Origin of the sequence: Microbacterium murale, assembly GCF_030815955.1 — a bacterium.
Classification (GTDB): Bacteria; Actinomycetota; Actinomycetes; order Actinomycetales; family Microbacteriaceae; genus Microbacterium; species Microbacterium murale_A.
Map to the genome: position 1 here is coordinate 235765 of NZ_JAUSXK010000001.1, position 16866 is coordinate 252630.

General features: G+C 65.7%; 14 protein-coding genes and 1 rRNA gene. 3 read left to right on the forward strand and 12 right to left on the reverse strand.

The genetic code is table 11. The features are described from left to right. Positions 1-354: 354 nt before the first annotated feature. Positions 355-1879 (reverse strand): 16S ribosomal RNA (locus QFZ46_RS01200). A gap of 599 nt (positions 1880-2478) precedes the next feature. Between QFZ46_RS01200 and QFZ46_RS01205 the strand changes: the two genes are divergently transcribed. Next, positions 2479-3741: a CoA transferase gene (locus QFZ46_RS01205; protein WP_307357515.1), complete on the forward strand. Its 1263-nt coding sequence runs from the start codon at positions 2479-2481 to the stop codon at positions 3739-3741. On the opposite strand, the gene QFZ46_RS01210 is transcribed toward QFZ46_RS01205, so the two are convergent. Genes QFZ46_RS01210 through QFZ46_RS01220 form a run of 3 tightly spaced genes read right to left on the reverse strand, consistent with a single transcriptional unit; the run spans position 3668 to position 6764 of the window. Next, positions 3668-4477 carry a DUF4184 family protein gene (locus tag QFZ46_RS01210; protein WP_307357516.1) on the reverse strand — a complete coding sequence of 270 codons (810 nt, stop codon included), beginning with the start codon at positions 4475-4477 and terminating at the stop codon, positions 3668-3670. The genes QFZ46_RS01205 and QFZ46_RS01210 overlap by 74 nt on opposite strands. Then, positions 4477-5778 (reverse strand): tyrosine--tRNA ligase, encoded by a 1302-nt coding sequence (gene tyrS / locus QFZ46_RS01215; protein ID WP_307357517.1) that lies wholly within the window; start codon positions 5776-5778, stop codon positions 4477-4479. The genes QFZ46_RS01210 and tyrS overlap by 1 nt, the downstream gene beginning before the upstream one ends. A gap of 32 nt (positions 5779-5810) precedes the next feature. Beyond that, on the reverse strand, positions 5811-6764 hold the full coding sequence (locus QFZ46_RS01220; protein WP_307357518.1) for an aldo/keto reductase: 954 nt from the start codon (positions 6762-6764) through the stop codon (positions 5811-5813). A gap of 53 nt (positions 6765-6817) precedes the next feature. Between QFZ46_RS01220 and QFZ46_RS01225 the strand changes: the two genes are divergently transcribed. After that, entirely contained in the window at positions 6818-7174 is a 357-nt protein-coding gene (locus tag QFZ46_RS01225) for a MerR family transcriptional regulator (RefSeq protein ID WP_307357520.1), read from the forward strand. A 35-nt stretch (positions 7175-7209) separates the two neighbouring features. Here QFZ46_RS01225 and QFZ46_RS01230 read toward each other — a convergent pair whose 3' ends face one another. Beyond that, positions 7210-8376: an ATP-binding protein gene (locus tag QFZ46_RS01230; RefSeq protein ID WP_307357522.1), complete on the reverse strand. Its 1167-nt coding sequence runs from the start codon at positions 8374-8376 to the stop codon at positions 7210-7212. Between the two features lie 92 nt (positions 8377-8468). Here QFZ46_RS01230 and QFZ46_RS01235 point away from each other — a divergent pair, with 92 nt between their 5' ends. Next, entirely contained in the window at positions 8469-9041 is a 573-nt protein-coding gene (locus tag QFZ46_RS01235; protein ID WP_307357524.1) for a DUF1349 domain-containing protein, read from the forward strand. A 14-nt stretch (positions 9042-9055) separates the two neighbouring features. Here the strand turns inward: QFZ46_RS01235 and argH are convergent, their stop codons facing one another. Genes argH through argC form a run of 7 tightly spaced genes read right to left on the reverse strand, consistent with a single transcriptional unit; the run spans position 9056 to position 16843 of the window. After that, positions 9056-10486, reverse strand: a complete 1431-nt coding sequence (argH, locus tag QFZ46_RS01240) for an argininosuccinate lyase (protein ID WP_307357526.1) — start codon at positions 10484-10486, stop codon at positions 9056-9058. Between the two features lie 9 nt (positions 10487-10495). Next, positions 10496-11587, reverse strand: a complete 1092-nt coding sequence (locus QFZ46_RS01245; protein ID WP_307357527.1) for a heparan-alpha-glucosaminide N-acetyltransferase domain-containing protein — start codon at positions 11585-11587, stop codon at positions 10496-10498. 10 nt (positions 11588-11597) lie between these two features. After that, entirely contained in the window at positions 11598-12521 is a 924-nt protein-coding gene (argF, locus tag QFZ46_RS01250; RefSeq protein WP_307357529.1) for an ornithine carbamoyltransferase, read from the reverse strand. Further along, positions 12518-13735 (reverse strand): acetylornithine transaminase, encoded by a 1218-nt coding sequence (locus tag QFZ46_RS01255; protein WP_307357531.1) that lies wholly within the window; start codon positions 13733-13735, stop codon positions 12518-12520. The genes argF and QFZ46_RS01255 overlap by 4 nt, the downstream gene beginning before the upstream one ends. Further along, positions 13732-14649: an acetylglutamate kinase gene (gene argB / locus QFZ46_RS01260; RefSeq protein ID WP_307357534.1), complete on the reverse strand. Its 918-nt coding sequence runs from the start codon at positions 14647-14649 to the stop codon at positions 13732-13734. Before argB ends, QFZ46_RS01255 begins: the two co-directional genes overlap by 4 nt. After that, complete coding sequence (gene argJ, locus QFZ46_RS01265) at positions 14646-15803, reverse strand: bifunctional glutamate N-acetyltransferase/amino-acid acetyltransferase ArgJ (RefSeq protein WP_307357536.1); 1158 nt, start codon at positions 15801-15803, stop codon at positions 14646-14648. Before argJ ends, argB begins: the two co-directional genes overlap by 4 nt. Beyond that, positions 15800-16843 carry an N-acetyl-gamma-glutamyl-phosphate reductase gene (gene argC, locus QFZ46_RS01270; RefSeq protein WP_307357538.1) on the reverse strand — a complete coding sequence of 348 codons (1044 nt, stop codon included), beginning with the start codon at positions 16841-16843 and terminating at the stop codon, positions 15800-15802. The genes argJ and argC overlap by 4 nt, the downstream gene beginning before the upstream one ends. Positions 16844-16866 lie beyond the last annotated feature (23 nt).

Genomic DNA, 16866 nt, shown 5'->3' on the forward strand with positions numbered 1-16866 from the left:
CCGATCCGAAGATCAGCTGCAAGATGCTCGCGTCCACTGTGTAGTTCTCAAAGTACGGGCGGTACCCATCACCGAAACCAGCCAAAGCCAGAAACAGCAAAAGGTCCAGAAGACCCAGTCCCAAACCCAACCCCCAAAGGAGATCAGACCGGTTCCGGTCCCTCAGGACCCAACAGCGTGCAAGTACCGGCACCCAACCCCCACCCCGTTCCGATCACCCCGAAGAGCGATGTACTAAGAGAGGAAATCTTCCTCCAGCACCTTGTCAAATGTTCCACCCATGAGCTCCCAGCGAAGAACATACGCCTTCGATCTGGGGTCTGGACAACCAAGAGGCTGCCAGTTGCTCCTTAGAAAGGAGGTGATCCAGCCGCACCTTCCGGTACGGCTACCTTGTTACGACTTAGTCCTAATTACCGATCCCACCTTCGACAGCTCCCTCCCACAAGGGGTTAGGCCACCGGCTTCAGGTGTTACCGACTTTCATGACTTGACGGGCGGTGTGTACAAGACCCGGGAACGTATTCACCGCAGCGTTGCTGATCTGCGATTACTAGCGACTCCGACTTCATGAGGTCGAGTTGCAGACCTCAATCCGAACTGGGACCGGCTTTTTGGGATTCGCTCCACCTCACGGTATTGCAGCCCATTGTACCGGCCATTGTAGCATGCGTGAAGCCCAAGACATAAGGGGCATGATGATTTGACGTCATCCCCACCTTCCTCCGAGTTGACCCCGGCAGTATCCCATGAGTTCCCACCATTACGTGCTGGCAACATAGAACGAGGGTTGCGCTCGTTGCGGGACTTAACCCAACATCTCACGACACGAGCTGACGACAACCATGCACCACCTGTTTACGAGTGTCCAAAGAGTTGACCATTTCTGGCCCGTTCTCGTATATGTCAAGCCTTGGTAAGGTTCTTCGCGTTGCATCGAATTAATCCGCATGCTCCGCCGCTTGTGCGGGTCCCCGTCAATTCCTTTGAGTTTTAGCCTTGCGGCCGTACTCCCCAGGCGGGGAACTTAATGCGTTAGCTGCGTCACGGAATCCGTGGAATGGACCCCACAACTAGTTCCCAACGTTTACGGGGTGGACTACCAGGGTATCTAAGCCTGTTTGCTCCCCACCCTTTCGCTCCTCAGCGTCAGTTACGGCCCAGAGATCTGCCTTCGCCATCGGTGTTCCTCCTGATATCTGCGCATTCCACCGCTACACCAGGAATTCCAATCTCCCCTACCGCACTCTAGTCTGCCCGTACCCACTGCAGGCTGGGGGTTGAGCCCCCAGATTTCACAGCAGACGCGACAAACCGCCTACGAGCTCTTTACGCCCAATAATTCCGGATAACGCTTGCACCCTACGTATTACCGCGGCTGCTGGCACGTAGTTAGCCGGTGCTTTTTCTGCAGGTACCGTCACTTTCGCTTCTTCCCTGCTAAAAGAGGTTTACAACCCGAAGGCCGTCATCCCTCACGCGGCGTTGCTGCATCAGGCTTGCGCCCATTGTGCAATATTCCCCACTGCTGCCTCCCGTAGGAGTCTGGGCCGTGTCTCAGTCCCAGTGTGGCCGGTCACCCTCTCAGGCCGGCTACCCGTCGACGCCTTGGTGAGCCATTACCTCACCAACAAGCTGATAGGCCGCGAGCCCATCCCCAACCAATAAATCTTTCCAACCACTGAAGATGCCTTCATGGTTCGTATCCAGTATTAGACGCCGTTTCCAGCGCTTATCCCAGAGTCAGGGGCAGGTTGCTCACGTGTTACTCACCCGTTCGCCACTAATCCACCCAGCAAGCTGGGCTTCATCGTTCGACTTGCATGTGTTAAGCACGCCGCCAGCGTTCATCCTGAGCCAGGATCAAACTCTCCGTAAAAGAAAAAAACTGAACACACCGGAAAAAGGCATGAGCAGCGAGTTTGAACTGACCAAAGAAATGAATCAAACTGACTTCATTTAAAATGCCAACCCCCGGAAGGGCTGGTCTTTGATCCAAAGGAATTCTCACCACTCCGAAGAGCGACGAGGATAATTTGGCATTTGACAAGTGCACGCTGTTGAGTTCTCAAGGATCGGACGCTCCCCCGACCCAGTCATCACAACCAGGCCCGAAGGGCAACTTCTCAATCTTACCCCGTGGCATCCGTTTGTCAAATCGGCGATCCGAGCGAACTCGATGTCGATCTGCGGAACCACAGAGCAACCCCGCACAGCATCTCACCGAGGTGATCTTCTGTGTGGGGTGTTGTTCAACCGCTTGAGGGGAGCTGAGCCTTGGCCCTTTCTCAACCCTGTGGGGCGAACAAGTAATAAGTTACGCGGGATCCGGGGGTCCGGCAAATCACGGGATCACCCCGGGCGTGTCGCCTCAGCCGCTCAGAATCATCAGTCCTGATCACGCGCATTTTCTGCTCGGAACGCGGCTCGGCGTACGATCTCGACCATGGATCTGCTCGTCGACCGCCCCTCTTCGTCATGAGTGTGCCGGTCCCGCTCCCCTCTCGCCTGTCGACAGGCGATCTCGCCTGGGCCAGTGTGACTGCCGTGCTGCGGTCCGTCAGCGACTCGCCCCCCGCCGATCCGGATCCCGACCGGATCGCGATGGCGTACCGCAGTGATCGGCTGCTCCGAGTGGACGGCCAGGCCGCATCGGTGTGGTCGGCATCCTCCGGGTTCTGGCGCGCGAACGACGGATGGCTTCGCACGCACGGCAACTACCCGCATCGTGCGCGTGCCCTTCGTCGCGGTCTCGCACTGTCTGCAGACGCTGACGCTGCCGACCTGCGCGCAGCGTTCGCCGCGGCATCCGTTCATGAGTCCGTCGACCGCATCACTGCCGCCGGAGGGCTGGCCGTCCCCGTCAACGCGGAGAATCCCGATCTCGACGCGACGCTGCGGTCGCGCCCCCTCGTCGAGCTGCGTCGTGTCGGCGACGCACCCCGATCTGCGGCGTCTGCGGGTACGGCAGAGTCCTCTCGAACTGCACCGCTTCACGGCATTCGAGTACTCGACCTCACCCGCGTGATCGCGGGTCCGGTCTGCACTCGCACTCTCGCCCTGCTCGGCGCCGAGGTGCTGCGCATCGATCCACCCCATCTCGCCGAACCGGAGTGGCAGCACTTCGACACCGGTCACGGAAAGCGCAGCGCGCTGCTGGATGCGCGGTCAGCGCAGATGACCGCACTCGTGGAAGGCGCGGATGTCATCGTGCTCGGCTACCGCCCCGCCGCCCTCGCGCGTCTCGGCCTCGCCCCCGAGCTCCTCGCCGAACAGCATCCCGGCCTGATCATCGCGCAGCTGAGTGCATGGGGCACTGCACACCCTGACCGCGCAGGATTCGACTCGCTCGTGCAAGCGGAATCGGGTATCGCGATGATCGAATCGCCCGACGGCGAGCGCCCCGGCGCCCTTCCGGCACAGGCGCTCGACCACAGCGCCGGCTACCTTCTGGCGGCGGCCGTCTGCGAGACGCTCCGTCGCCGCCGGAGGGAAGGCGGCACCTGGCACATCGAGACCTCGCTACGACGAGTGGCCGCAGAACTGCTCGGAATGCCACGACGCGAAGCCCCGGAACCAGAGCGTGAGATCGATCCAGCCGAGCACAGTCAGGAGTTCCTCATCGAAGGACGCACGCTCGTGACCGCCGGTTCAGTGCTCCCGGGGTTCAGCTTCGCCGCACCGCGCCCGTGGGGCGGCGACCGCCCACAATGGCGATCACCACGCACAGCACGAGCGTGAGCATCGCCCAGATTCCGCACGCGGGAGGCAGCACACGATACGCAAGATGCTGGATCGTGAATCCCGCGGTGAACGGGCCGTAGGCCAGGTACCCGATCACCCATGCGGCGATGAGGATCACCGGGAGCGAAAACCACCACGACACCCGAGCCCACGGGGGCAGCGTCCGCCCGCGCACATCCTGAGGCTCACTGCGACGCAGCCAGAGGAGTGCCCAGACGCCGATGATGGCGAGCCCGACGACGCTCGATCCGTGTTGCAGCCATTTGAATCCCTGCAACGGCCCCCACTGCTCAGCCAAAGCCGGAAAGAGCTGAGAGCCGATACGTCCAGCGTGGGTGAACGCATCCCACAGGATGTGCGAGACGACGCCGAGCAGCAGCGACAGCACGAGCAGCGGCACATACGAGCGCCGTTGCCCCACACCTATCGCCTGCTTCACGGCATCTGCGGCCGGCTCATCCCAGCTGCGCGGTAGCCTGCGCGCCAGCCAGGAGGGTGACAACTCTGAAGCCGCGGGCCGCAGCACCACGCGCCAGATGAGGAACAGTCCGAGCGCGAGCACCGTCGTCCAGAGCACGTTGGCGTAGGTATGGGTGAACGCGTACGTGACGCCGAATCCGCGCAGGAACAGCGGCAGGTCCGGAGTCATCGCGCCGATCGCGATCGCCGACGGGATCAGTGGCGTGCGGATGAAAGGCAGCGCGAGCACTGCATGGCTCGGTGTGAACGGCATCAGCCGATGAACACGCCCGCGAGCGTCTTCTTACCGCGACGAAGTACCGACACCCCTCCGGGCAGAGTTCCCTCCACGACAGCAGCGTCGTCTTCCACCCGCGAACCGTCGACCGAGACGCCGCCCTGCGCGATCGCGCGACGCGCCTCTGAGAGGCTCCCGACAAGACCGGTCGAGACGAGCGCGTCGACGACCGTCGTGCCGGCCGCGGCGGTCGTGTGCGGAAGCTCCTCGAGAGCGGAACGCAGCGTCGCCGGGTCCAGAGCGGTCAGGTCGCCCTGGCCGAAGAGAGCCTCTGATGCTGCGATGACGGCGGCGGTGGCATCCGTGCCGTGCACAGTCGCGACCACCTCGAGCGCGAGGCGCTTCTGGGCGGCACGTCGGAACGGCTCGGATTCGACGAGGGCCGCGTACTCCTCGATCTCTGCCCGCGTGAGGAACGTGAAGACCTTCAGCCGCTCGATCACGTCGACGTCGGCCGTGCTGAGCCAGAACTGGTACATCCGGTACGGGCTGCACATGTCGGCGTCGAGCCAGATGGCGTTGCCCTCGCTCTTGCCGAACTTCGTGCCGTCGCTATTCGTGATCAACGGGGTGCCGATCGCGTGCGCGGAGACCCCCTCGGCTCGGCGGATGAGGTCGGTGCCGCTGGTGAGGTTGCCCCACTGGTCGCTGCCGCCGGTCTGCAGCACGCAGTCGTACTGGCGGTACAGCTCGAGGTAGTCCATGCCCTGCAGGATCTGGTAGCTGAACTCGGTGTAGCTGATGCCCTCGTCGGAGTTCAGGCGCGCGGCGACGGCATCCTTCTTCAGCATCGTGCCGACGCGGTAGTGCTTTCCGATCTCCCGCAGGAAGTCGATCGCCGACATGGGCGCCGTCCAGTCGAGGTTGTTCACCATGCGCGCGGCGTTGTCGCCCTCGAAGCTCAGGTAGCGCTCGACCTGGGCCCGCAGACGGCCGACCCACTGGGCGACCGTCTCCGGGGTGTTCAGCGTGCGCTCCGCCGTGGGGCGAGGGTCGCCGATGAGTCCGGTCGAGCCGCCGACGAGGCCGAGCGGCTTGTGACCCGCGAGCTGGATGCGGCGCATCGTGAGCAACTGCACGAGGTTTCCCAGATGCAGGCTGGCCGCCGTCGGATCGAACCCGCAGTAATACGTGATCGGGTCTCCGGCGAGAAGGGCGCGCAGCGCCTCCTGGTCGGTGGACACGTGGACGAGGCCGCGCCACACGAGTTCATCCCACACGTTCTCGAACGTGGGGTCGATCGCGGGTTCAGCAGTCGTCAGAGCAGGATTCGACACGCGCTCCAGGCTATCAGCGCGGCACCGCCCCCTCAGGCCGGTGCATCCATCGCCTCGACCTCCTCCGGTGCGAGAGTCAGGAGTGCAGCGTCCATCGCCGTCTCGAGCTGGTCGAGCCTGCTCCCGCCCAGGATCGGACGGATGCCGTGCGCCAGCAGCCAGGCGAGCACGATCTGCCCGCGCTGGGCACCGCGTTCACCGGCGATCTCATCGAGCACGGCGAGACGTCGCGTGTTGCCGGGATGGTCGTAGACCTCAGCGATCGTCTTGTCCGGGTTGTCGTAGGCACCGGACAGGAGCGGTGTGTACGCCCAGGTCTCGATGCCGTGCTCCGTGGCGTAGTCGCGTTGTTCGTCATCGAACACCCCGAACCGGTGGATGACTCCTGGCAGCCGTGTGCCGGGCCGGGCTCGCAGATAAGTGCTGTTGAGCTGGAATGCGTCGATAGGGAGGGTCCCGATCTGCTTCGCATGCGCGCGAGCCCGCTCGACCCGCCATGCGGGATGGTTGGATGCGCCGACCCGACGCACTGTGCCCGCCGACGTCAGTTCAGCGAGTGCCTCCACAGTCTCTTCGATAGGCACCGATCGATCCTCTTGATGCAACCAGAGCAGATCGATCTGATCGACCCCGAGCCGATCGAGGCTGCCGGCCGCCGCATCACGGATCGCACGCGCCGACAGACCGGCTCGGCGTTCCGGCCAGGACCCGGGCCACAGCGGCTCGGCACCGAGCTTCGTCGACAGCCTCACCTGCTCGCGGAACCCTGGTCGAGCGGCCAGCCAGCGACCGAGGACCGCTTCGGATGCCCCACCGTGACCGGTGGGACTGTCCCAGAAGCTGTAGCAGTCAGCTGTGTCGATCCAGACACCGCCGCGTTCGACGAAGCGGTCGAGCAGCGCGAAAGAGGTGTCCTCATCGATTCGGGTGCCGAAGGACATCGCACCGAGCACGAGCGGGGAAACGGGGATCCTGTCATCAGTCATGAGCCCACTGTGCAACCTGGAGCGCACTCCAGGTCAAGCTCTATGCTCGGGCCATGACGACGTACACACCTGCCGAGGCGTCAGAGCGCAGCGGATTCAGCATCGATACCCTGCGGTACTACGAGCGCGAGGGAATCCTCGCTCCGGTGCGACGCACCGCGGGCGGACATCGCGTCTACTCCGATTCCGAGCTGGGCACACTCGAATTCCTCAAGTGCCTGCGCGACACCGGGATGCCAGTGGAGCGGCTCCGTCGCTACGGCGAGCTGTGCCGCGACGAGGAGACGGTCCCGGAGCGCATCGCCCTGCTCGAGGAGCATGCCGCCAGTGTGCAGCGACAACTCGACGAGGTGCTCGCGAAGCAGGCACGACTCACGGAGAAGCTCGACTGGTACCGCTCGATCCTCTGATGGGAGATTTTCTGATCGAGTGATCGGCCGACCGGCTACCGCGGGTCGTCTTCGAGCTCGCGGATGTAGTCCGCGAACCCGGGGACGGGGATCGTGACACGGCCGTGCCCTTCCGAGCGGATCAGACCCTTCGCGATCAAGCGGGCGCGCACCGACGACAGGCTGCGTGATGACACGTCGAGCACGTCGGCGAGATCGCCGCGGTCCACGGCATCGTCGTTCGCCTGCAGCCAGGCGACAGCCACGAGGAATCGGCGCTGGTTCGCCGTGGTGTTCGCCCAGCGGGCGGCGAAGAGATTGCGGAGATCACGGTCGACGCTCGCCCTGGCGGTCTTGACGTGCCGCGGGGTGATCGTGCCACCGGCATCCGGTCGCCCTGCCGCGACCCAGGACGCATCGCCGTACAGCTGCACCGCGTACGGGTATCCGACCGCGAGTTCGGCTGCGAGCTCGAGCGCATCCGGCTCCCACGTGACGTGCAGTTCCGAAGCCGGGTCGCGGAGCGCCGCGACCTGCGCCCCGACGGACAACATCTCGAGCGGTCGGTATGCGAAGCGCTCGCTGAACGTGACGGCATCCGCGATCTGCTCCGGCGCGTTGGGGAGGCCGGCGGCGTACACAGCGGCGGGAATGTTCGGCGCCTCCGCCTGCAGATGCTGCCAGGCGTAGGCGAGCGTTCGGATGCCGTCGGCATCGGCGGACTGCACTTCGTCGATGAACAGCACGAGCGCCTTCACGCGCTTTCGATCCTCCGTCGTCGCGCGGATCAGCTTCTCGAGCGCGCGGGCGCCGACGGCATCGGGTGCTGTGCGCCTGGTGGTCTTCGCACTGACCGAGGCGATCCCCGGCACTCCGACTGTGACGGTGAGCGCATCGAGGTGCTGGCGTATCGATGCTTCGGTGGCCTGCGGCCACGAGCTCGTCGCCTCGCGGATGCCGTCGATGATCTGAGCGATCAGTCCGCTCTGCTCCCCCGCCGTGACCCAGATGCAGAGCACGTCGCGTTCCTCCGCGAGGCGCTGGTAGGCGCGCAGCAGGGAGGTCTTGCCGATCCCGCGCTCGCCGAACGCGACATGGATGCGGCCGATCAGGCGCTGCAGGTCGACCAGAAGCGAGAGCCGCTCGTTGAACTCCTCGATCAGCTCGCCGCGACCGGGAACGGCGCGTGCGATCTCCCCCGGGGTGTACGGACTCGGCTGCATCGGACCTCCGTCGGTGCGAGATACTACGAGATACTTCGGCCCAAGTATCGCAAGGTATCCAAACGGCGTCAACGGCCGATATGGTGGCGAGCATGATCGCCTGGAACGAAGGAACATGGACCACTCCCCCTGCTGCGAGCAGTGTCACGGGGAGTCACCTCGACGTTACCGCGCGCCATGGAAGCGACGCCTGGCGCCACACCGCGTACGGCTTCGTACATGAGAACGCCCACGCGCTCCTCGCACCCCTGGCCGTCGGTGAAGCGATGGAAGTCTCGTTCCGTGCACCCTGGGACGGACAGTTCGACCAGGCTGGAGTGTTCGTCCAGATCGACGACGAGCACTGGACGAAGGCCGGGCTGGAGTTCGCCGACGGCCACCTCGGTCTCGGAGCCGTGGTCACCGACATCCGCTCGGACTGGTCGGTCGGGTTCGTCGACGAGTGGCACGGGTCGGAGATCACGGTGCGCGTGAGCCGTTGGTCCGACGCGCTGATCGTGCGGGCGCGCGCGGATGACGGCGAGTGGCGCCTGGTGCGTGTCGCGCCGTTCGACGGGGATGCCGTCGCGTCAGCCGGCCCGTTCCTCGCCGCACCGACCAGTGCGAGCCTGGTCGTGAGATTCACACGTTGGGAGCGCAGCGCCGCGGACGAGGCTTTGCACTGATCGATCGCGCTCCGTCAGAGGCCGAGTGCGTGCACCGCAGCCTGGGCGCGGGCGATCAACTCGGCGCGCTGCTCTGCGACGCGGACCGGAGCTGTGCCGCCGGCTCCGGTGCGTGAGGCGACGGATCCCTCGATGCTCAGGACTTCGCGCACCTCAGGGGTCAGATGCGGCGAGACCTGAGCGAGCAGCTCGTCCGACGCGTCTTCGAGCCCGATGCCCTGCGACTCGCATGCTTTCACGAGGGCACCGGAGATCTCATGGGCGTCGCGGAACGGCACTCGCCGCTTGACCAGCCACTCGGCGACATCGGTCGCGAGCGAGAACCCCTGCGGCGCGAGCTCCGCCATCCGCGCGGTGTCGAAGGTGAGGGTGGCGATCATCCCGGCGAATGCCGGCAGCAGCACCTCGAGGGTGTTCACCGAGTCGAAGACCGGCTCCTTGTCCTCCTGCAAGTCGCGGTTGTAGGCGATCGGCAGGCCCTTGAGCGTGGCGAGAAGTCCTGACAGGTTTCCGATCAGGCGGCCGGACTTGCCTCGGGCCAGCTCGGCGATGTCGGGGTTCTTCTTCTGCGGCATGATGCTCGAACCGGTCGACCAGCTGTCGTGCAGTGTGACGAAGCCGAATTCCCGCGTGTTCCAGAGGATGATCTCCTCGGCGAACCGGGACACATCGACTCCCGTCATCGCGGCGATGAAGGCGAATTCCGCCACGACATCGCGAGCGGCGGTGCCGTCGAGGGAATTCTCCGCCGGACGATCGAGGCCCAGCTCGCGAGCGACCAGCTCGGGATCGAGGCCGAGCGTCGATCCTGCGAGTGCTCCCCCGCCGTACGGCGAGACGCCGGCGCGGACGCGCCAGTCGACCAGGCGTTCGAGCTCACGTACGAGCGGCCACGCATGCGCCTGGAGGTGGTGTGCGAGGAGAACCGGCTGCGCATGCTGAAGGTGCGTTCGGCCGGGAAGGATCGCATCGGGATGCGCTTCGGCCTGTGCGACGAGAGCATCGATGACGCGCAGGATGTCGCGGGCGATGACCCTGGCGTGATCGATCAGGTACATCCGCACGAGCGTCGCGATCTGGTCGTTCCGGCTGCGGCCGGCGCGGAGGCGCCCGCCGAGCTCGGGGCCGAGCTCCGCGATCAACGCCTGCTCGAGTGCGCCGTGCACGTCTTCATCCGAGGGTGCCGGACGCAGTGTGCCGTCGGCGACCCGACGCGCCACCGCGTCCAGGCCCGCATGCATCTTCTGCTCCTCATCGGGCTCGAGGTATCCGGCCGCGGCGAGCGCCTTCGCGTGCGCGTGCGAGCCGGCGATGTCGTAAGGCGCGAGTATCCAGTCGAAGTGCGTCGAGCGGCTGAGTTCTGCGAGCTCCGGTGACGGCCCGCTCGCGAATCGTGCTCCCCAGAGTGCGCCCTCGTTCGTGCCATCGTGCTTCGCGTCGCTCATGCTTCCAGCCTACCGGCGCGTCAGTTCCATCCCGACGGGTCTGGTACCCCGCTCGAGCAGCCACTCCAGCGGTCCTCGGCCGATCAGCAGTGCCCACGCCGTGCAGCCGAGCACTATGCCGATCGTCATGGGCCAGAACGGCTCAAGCGCGACGAAGCCTGTCAGATCGCTCGGGTCACCGAGCAACAGCAGGGCGACAACGGCCCACACGACCAACTGCACCGTGTATGCCGTCAACGGCATGGCACCGACCGCGCGCAGCGGAAGCATGATCGCCTTGACCCACCGCATCCGGCACATCAGAAGGCAGGCACCGATCACCGCCATCGCGAACCCACCGGAGCCGATCACCTCGAGAAGCCCGGAGGAGTGCGGCTGGGCGCTCCACACAGTCCACCAGTACGCGTCCGTCGTCGGTGGTGGCACTTCGGCCAGTCCGTAGCCGATCGCTGCAAGAACGCTGCCCACGACCAGCAACCGCACCTGGACGGTGGCCCGGACGATTCCGGCGCGTGCGGTACCGAGACCCGCGAGCACGAAGGCGATCCACACCGTGAACGGATAGTGCCAACCGATCCCAGCATCCAGCTCCTCGCCGAACAGCGACCCCCAGACCGGAAGCGCGTCGAGCACTGGCTGGATGAACGGCATCACTATCGCCGTGCCTGCTGCCGCCCACAGCACCGACCTCGCCGGCCAGCCTGTGAACGGCAGAGCAAGAAGGAACAGGATCGCGTAGGCGGGCAGGATGACGTAGACCGGAACACCGGTGAGGATCAGGAGGATGCCGAGGGCCAGGAGCATCAGGCCCCTGAGCACGAGCTTCCACCGCGTCACCATCATCCGCGTGCCCGTCAGCGGTACTGCACCGCCCGTGACAAGACCGATCGAGACACCCGCGAGCGTGGCGAACAGGATCGATGAGCGACCGTCGACGATCGCAGACCAGGTCGCAGGTTCCGCCCAGACGAACTGGTCCGCGTTCGCCAGCAGATGCGCCGCGAACATTCCGATCACGGCGAGACCGCGCGCGAGATCTATGCCTGCTATCCGGTCGCGGCCGTTCAGGCGATTCCAGTTCTCACGCAGGCGGGCGCGCATAACGAGCGCCTCAGTTCTGGCGCAGCAGCCAGACCAGCAGCGCCTTCTGCGCGTGCAGACGGTTCTCCGCCTCGTCCCAGACGACGCTCTGCGGGCTGTCGATGACCTCCGGGTCCACCTCGTAGCCGCGATCAGCCGGAAGACAGTGGATGAAGATCGCTTCGGGATCGGCCAGGGTCATCGTCTCAGCGGTGACCTTGTAGCCGCCGAGATCGCGGATGCGCGCGAGCTTCTCCTCTTCCTTGCCCATCGACACCCACGTGTCGGTGACGATGACATCGGCGCCGGCGGAGGCCTCGACCGGGTCGGTGTAGAGCGCGATCGATCCGCCGGTTTCGGCGGCACGGCGATCTGCTGCATCGATCACATCAGCGCGCGGGGCGTATGTCTCCGGCGATGCGATGCGTACGTGCATGCCCGCAGTGACGCCCGCGAGGGCATAGGAGTGCGCCATGTTGCTCTGACCGTCGCCCAGGAACGTCAGGGTGAGCCCCTTGAGTTCCCCCTTGTGCTCACGGATCGTGAGCAGATCCGCGAGCAGCTGGCAGGGGTGGAAGTCATCCGACAGTGCGTTGACCACCGGAACTCGCGTGCCCGCAGCCATCTCCTCGAGTCCCGACTGCGCATAAGTGCGCCACACGATTGCGGCCACCTGACGCTCGAGCACCCGCGCCGTGTCTGACGGGGTCTCCTTGCCGCCGAGTTGACTGCTGGCGGTCGAGATGATCAGCGGCGAGCCGCCGAGGTCTGCGATGCCGACCGCGAACGACACCCGGGTGCGGGTCGACGACTTGTCGAAGATCACCGCCACCGTCTGAGGTCCCGCGAGCGTCTTGTCCGCCCAGCGGTCCTTCTTCAGCTCGACGGCGAGATCGAGGATCTCGGTCTGCTCGGCCGTGGTGAGATCGTCATCACGCAGCAGGTGGCGGGTCATGCGTCAACCTTTCCGGTTTCGGATGCTGTCATGCCCACCCGCACATCGGCGAGGGCTGTGGCGAACAGCGTCTGGAATTCTTCTATCTCGGCGTCGCCGATGGTGAGGGCCGGCGCGATGCGCACGCTCTCGGGGTTCGCGGCGTTCACGATGAGCCCGCGCTCTTGCGCGGCGGCGACGACCTTGCCCGCCACGGGGGCGGTCAGTGCGACGCCGATGAGCAGGCCGCGTCCGCGCACGCCGCTGACGAGCGGAGAGCCGATGCCTTCGATCACGGTGCGCAGCTGCACTCCGCGCGCGGCGGCGTTCTCCACCAGCCTCGCGCTCTCGATCTCACCGAGCACGGCGTTCGCGACCGCGGTGCCCAACGGGTTGCCTCCGAACGTCGATCCGTGCGATCCGGGTGTGAACAGCGAGCTCGCTGCACCGAATGTCACGAGGGCGCCGATCGGGAATCCTCCGCCGATGCCCTTGGCCAGCGTGATCGCGTCGGGTGTGATGCCCTCATGGTTGAATCCGAACCATGCGCCGGTACGACCGGCGCCGGTCTGGATCTCATCGATGATGAGCAGCGCGCCGTGCTTCAGCGTGAGCGAGCGCGCAGCGGCGAGATAGCCCTCCGGGAGCTCCACGACACCGGCTTCACCCTGGATGGGCTCGACGAAGACCGCGGCGACGCGGTCGTCGAGCGCCGCCTCGAGCGCCTCGATCGTGGCGGGGATGTGCTCGACGCCGCCCGGCATCGGCTCGAAGGGCGCCCGCATCGCCGCTTTCGCCGTCATGGCGAGAGAGCCCATGGTGCGTCCGTGGAAGGCGTTCTCCAAAGCGATGATGCGCGGCCGCTCGGCACCGCCGTGCAGGCGGGCGAGCTTGAAGGCGGCTTCATTGGCCTCTGCGCCGGAGTTCGAGAAGTACACGCGGCCGTCGATGCCGGCTCCGGCCAGACGCTTCAGACGAGCGGCGAGCTCGAGCTGCGGAGGCGTGGCGAAGTAGTTCGACACGTGGGCGAGCGTCGCGGCCTGCTTCGAGATCGCGTCGACGAACACCGGGTGCGCGTGCCCCAGAGACGTCACGGCGATGCCGGCGAGGAAATCGAGGTAGCGCTTGCCCTGGTCGTCCCAGAGGTAGGAGCCCTCGCCGCGTGTGAGCAGCGCGAACCGCTCGCCCGCGTTGAGCACCAGATCCCGTGCTGCGTCTTCCTGCCAGACGGTCATGCCGTCACCCCTGATTCTCCGAGTACCACTTCAGTTCCGATTCCTTCGCTGGTGAAGAGTTCGACGAGCACCGAGTGCGGCACGCGTCCGTCGATGATGGCCGCGGCATCCACTCCGCCCTCGACCGCGTCGAGGCATGCGCGCATCTTCGGGATCATTCCCGATTCCAACGACGGGAGCATCTCGATGAGCTGTGCGGACGTGAGGTGCGAGACGAGCGACTCCCGGTTGGGCCAGTCCGCGTAGAGACCGGGCACGTCGGTGAGGACGACGAGCTTGCGAGCGTTCAACGCGATGGCGAGGGCGGATGCTGCGGCATCCGCGTTCACATTGAGTGACTGACCGGGGTGATCCAGGTCGGGAGCGATGCTGGAGATCACCGGTATGCGTCCGGCGGCCAGGTGGTCGAGCACGGCGGTGGGGTCCACCTCGACGACGTCGCCGACGCGTCCGAGGTCGACATTCTCGCCATCGATCACGACGCCGCGCCGGCGACCGCCGAACAGCCCGGCGTCCTCGCCGCTCAGCCCGGTCGCGATCGGGCCGTGCGAGTTGATCTTGGCGACGAGCTGGGGGTTGACCTGACCGGTGAGCACCATGCGCACGACGCTGATCGCCTCGGTGTTGGTGACGCGGTAGCCGCCTTTGAACTCGCTGGGGATCGCGAGCCGATCAAGCATGTTCGAGATCTGCGGGCCACCGCCGTGGACGACGACCGGCTGCACTCCGACGTACCGGAGGTAGGCGATGTCCTGCGCGAACGCCTCCTGCAGCTCGTCCGAGACCATGGCATTGCCGCCGTATTTGACCACCACGATCTGGTCGCGGAACTTCTTCAGCCACGGCAGCGATCCGATCAGAGTCGTCGCCTTGAGCGCCGCGATGTCAGCGGGCGTGTCCTGGATGCCCGTCATGAGGCGTACGCGCTGTTCTCGTGCACGTAATCATGCGTGAGGTCGTTCGTGCGGATGGTCGCCTGGGCCTCGCCCACCTGTAGATCGATCAGCAGATCTGTGGCGCGCGGAGTGAGGTCGACTTCTTCCCGCGGCCGGTCGGGGCCGCCCTCGGAGCACACCCGTACGCCGTTCATCCAGACGTCGACGTTGTAAGGGTCGAACTGCGCGCTGGTGGTTCCGATCGCCGCCAGAACGCGGCCCCAGTTCGGATCGTTGCCGAAGATGGCGGCCTTGAAGAGGTTGTTGCGTGCGACCGAGCGCCCGACCTCCACGGCGTCCTGCTCCGAGGCCGCGTTGGTGACACGGATCGTGATGTCATGGCTCGCGCCTTCGGCGTCGCCCTGCAGCTTGATCGCGAGTTCATCGCTGAGTTCGGTGAGCGCGGCCGCGAACTCGTCGAGGTCGGGCCGGATGCCACTGGCACCGTTGGCGAGGAGCGTCACCTGGTCGTTGGTCGACATGCAGCCGTCGGAGTCGAGCCGGTCGAAGGTCTGTCCTGTCGCGCGGCGCAGCGCGGTGTCCGCGTCGAGCGCGTCGAGGTCGGCGTCCGTGGTGATGACGACGAGCATCGTGGCAAGACCTGGCGCCAGCATCCCCGCACCCTTGGCCATACCGCCGATCGTCCAGCCGTCGCGAGTGACGATCGCTGTCTTCGCGACGGTGTCGGTGGTCATGATCGCCTGCGCGGCCGCATCGCCACCGTCGGCGCTGAGTTCCCCGATCGCCTGCTCCGTTCCAGCGAGCACCTTCGAACGGAATTCCTCGTCGCCCGTACCGATCAGGCCGGTCGAGCAGACCAGGATGTCGCCGGCACTGACGTCGAGCAGCTCGGCGGCCTTCTCTGCGGTCTGGTGCGTGGTCTGGAATCCGAATGCGCCGGTGAAGCAGTTCGCCCCGCCCGAGTTGAGCACGACGGCCTCGACAGTGCGGTCGAGGATGACCTGCTGCGACCAGATTATGGGATTCGCCTTGGCGCGGTTGCTGGTGAAGACGGCCGCGCCGATCCTGCGCGGGCCACGGTTCACGACGACGGCCACATCAGGCTTGCCGGTGGACTTGAGGCCCGCTGCGACGCCCGCCGCTTCGAATCCCTGTGGTGCGGTGACGCTCATGGCGCGACTCCGTTCAGTGACAGCGCGCGGTCTTCGGGAAGCCCGAGCGCGAGGTTCATGGATTGGATGGCTGCGCCCGCGGTGCCCTTGACGAGGTTGTCGACAGCGGTGACGACCGCGACGCGGCCTGCTGCACGATCGATGGCGAGCCCGATCAGCGCGGTGTTGGCGCCGATGACGTCGGCGGTGCGCGGGAACTGCCCTTCCGGCAGCAGTTGGACGAACGTCTCGTCGCCGTAGGCGTCCTCCCATGCCGCGCGGATCTCGGCATCCGAAACGCCGTCGGTGATCGGCGCTGTCGAGGTGGCGAGGATGCCGCGTGCCATCGGCACGAGGACAGGGGTGAAGGAGATGCGCACGTCGTCCGCACCTGCAGCGGACAATGCCTGCTGGATCTCCGGGATGTGCCGATGCGTGCCGCCGACGGCGTACGGGTTGGCGCTGCCGAGGATCTCACTCGCGAGCAGATTGGTCTTGAGGCTCTTGCCCGCCCCTGAAGGTCCGACTGCGAGCACTGCGACGATGTCACTCGGGTCGATGACTCCTGCAGCGACGCCGGGGGCGAGGCTGAGGCTCACGGTCGAGGCGTTGCAGCCGGGGGCTGCGATGCGCTTCGCGCTGCGGAGGATCTCACGCTGCTTGCTGCCGCCGACGAGAAGCTCGGGGACGCCGTACGCCCATGGCTCGTGGAATGGGCCGCCGTAGAACGCGTCCCACGATTCACGGGAGGTGAGGCGGTGGTCGGCGCCGGCGTCGATCACGATCGGAACTTCACCCAGAGCATCCGTGTACTGGCCGGACTGGCCGTGCGGGAGCGCGAGGAAGACGATGTCGTGACCCGCGAGGATCTCGGGGGTCGTGTCCTGCAGGGTGAGGTGCGCGAGCGAGCGCAGGTGCGGCTGGTGCTGGATCAGCGGCTGGCCGGCGTTCGAATGCGCTGTGACGGTGCGGATCTCGATGTCCGGGTGACTCGCCAGCAGGCGCAGGATCTCGCCTCCCGCATAGCCGGATGCGCCGGAGACGGCGACGGAATACGTCATGGTTCTACCTTAACGGTCTGGGG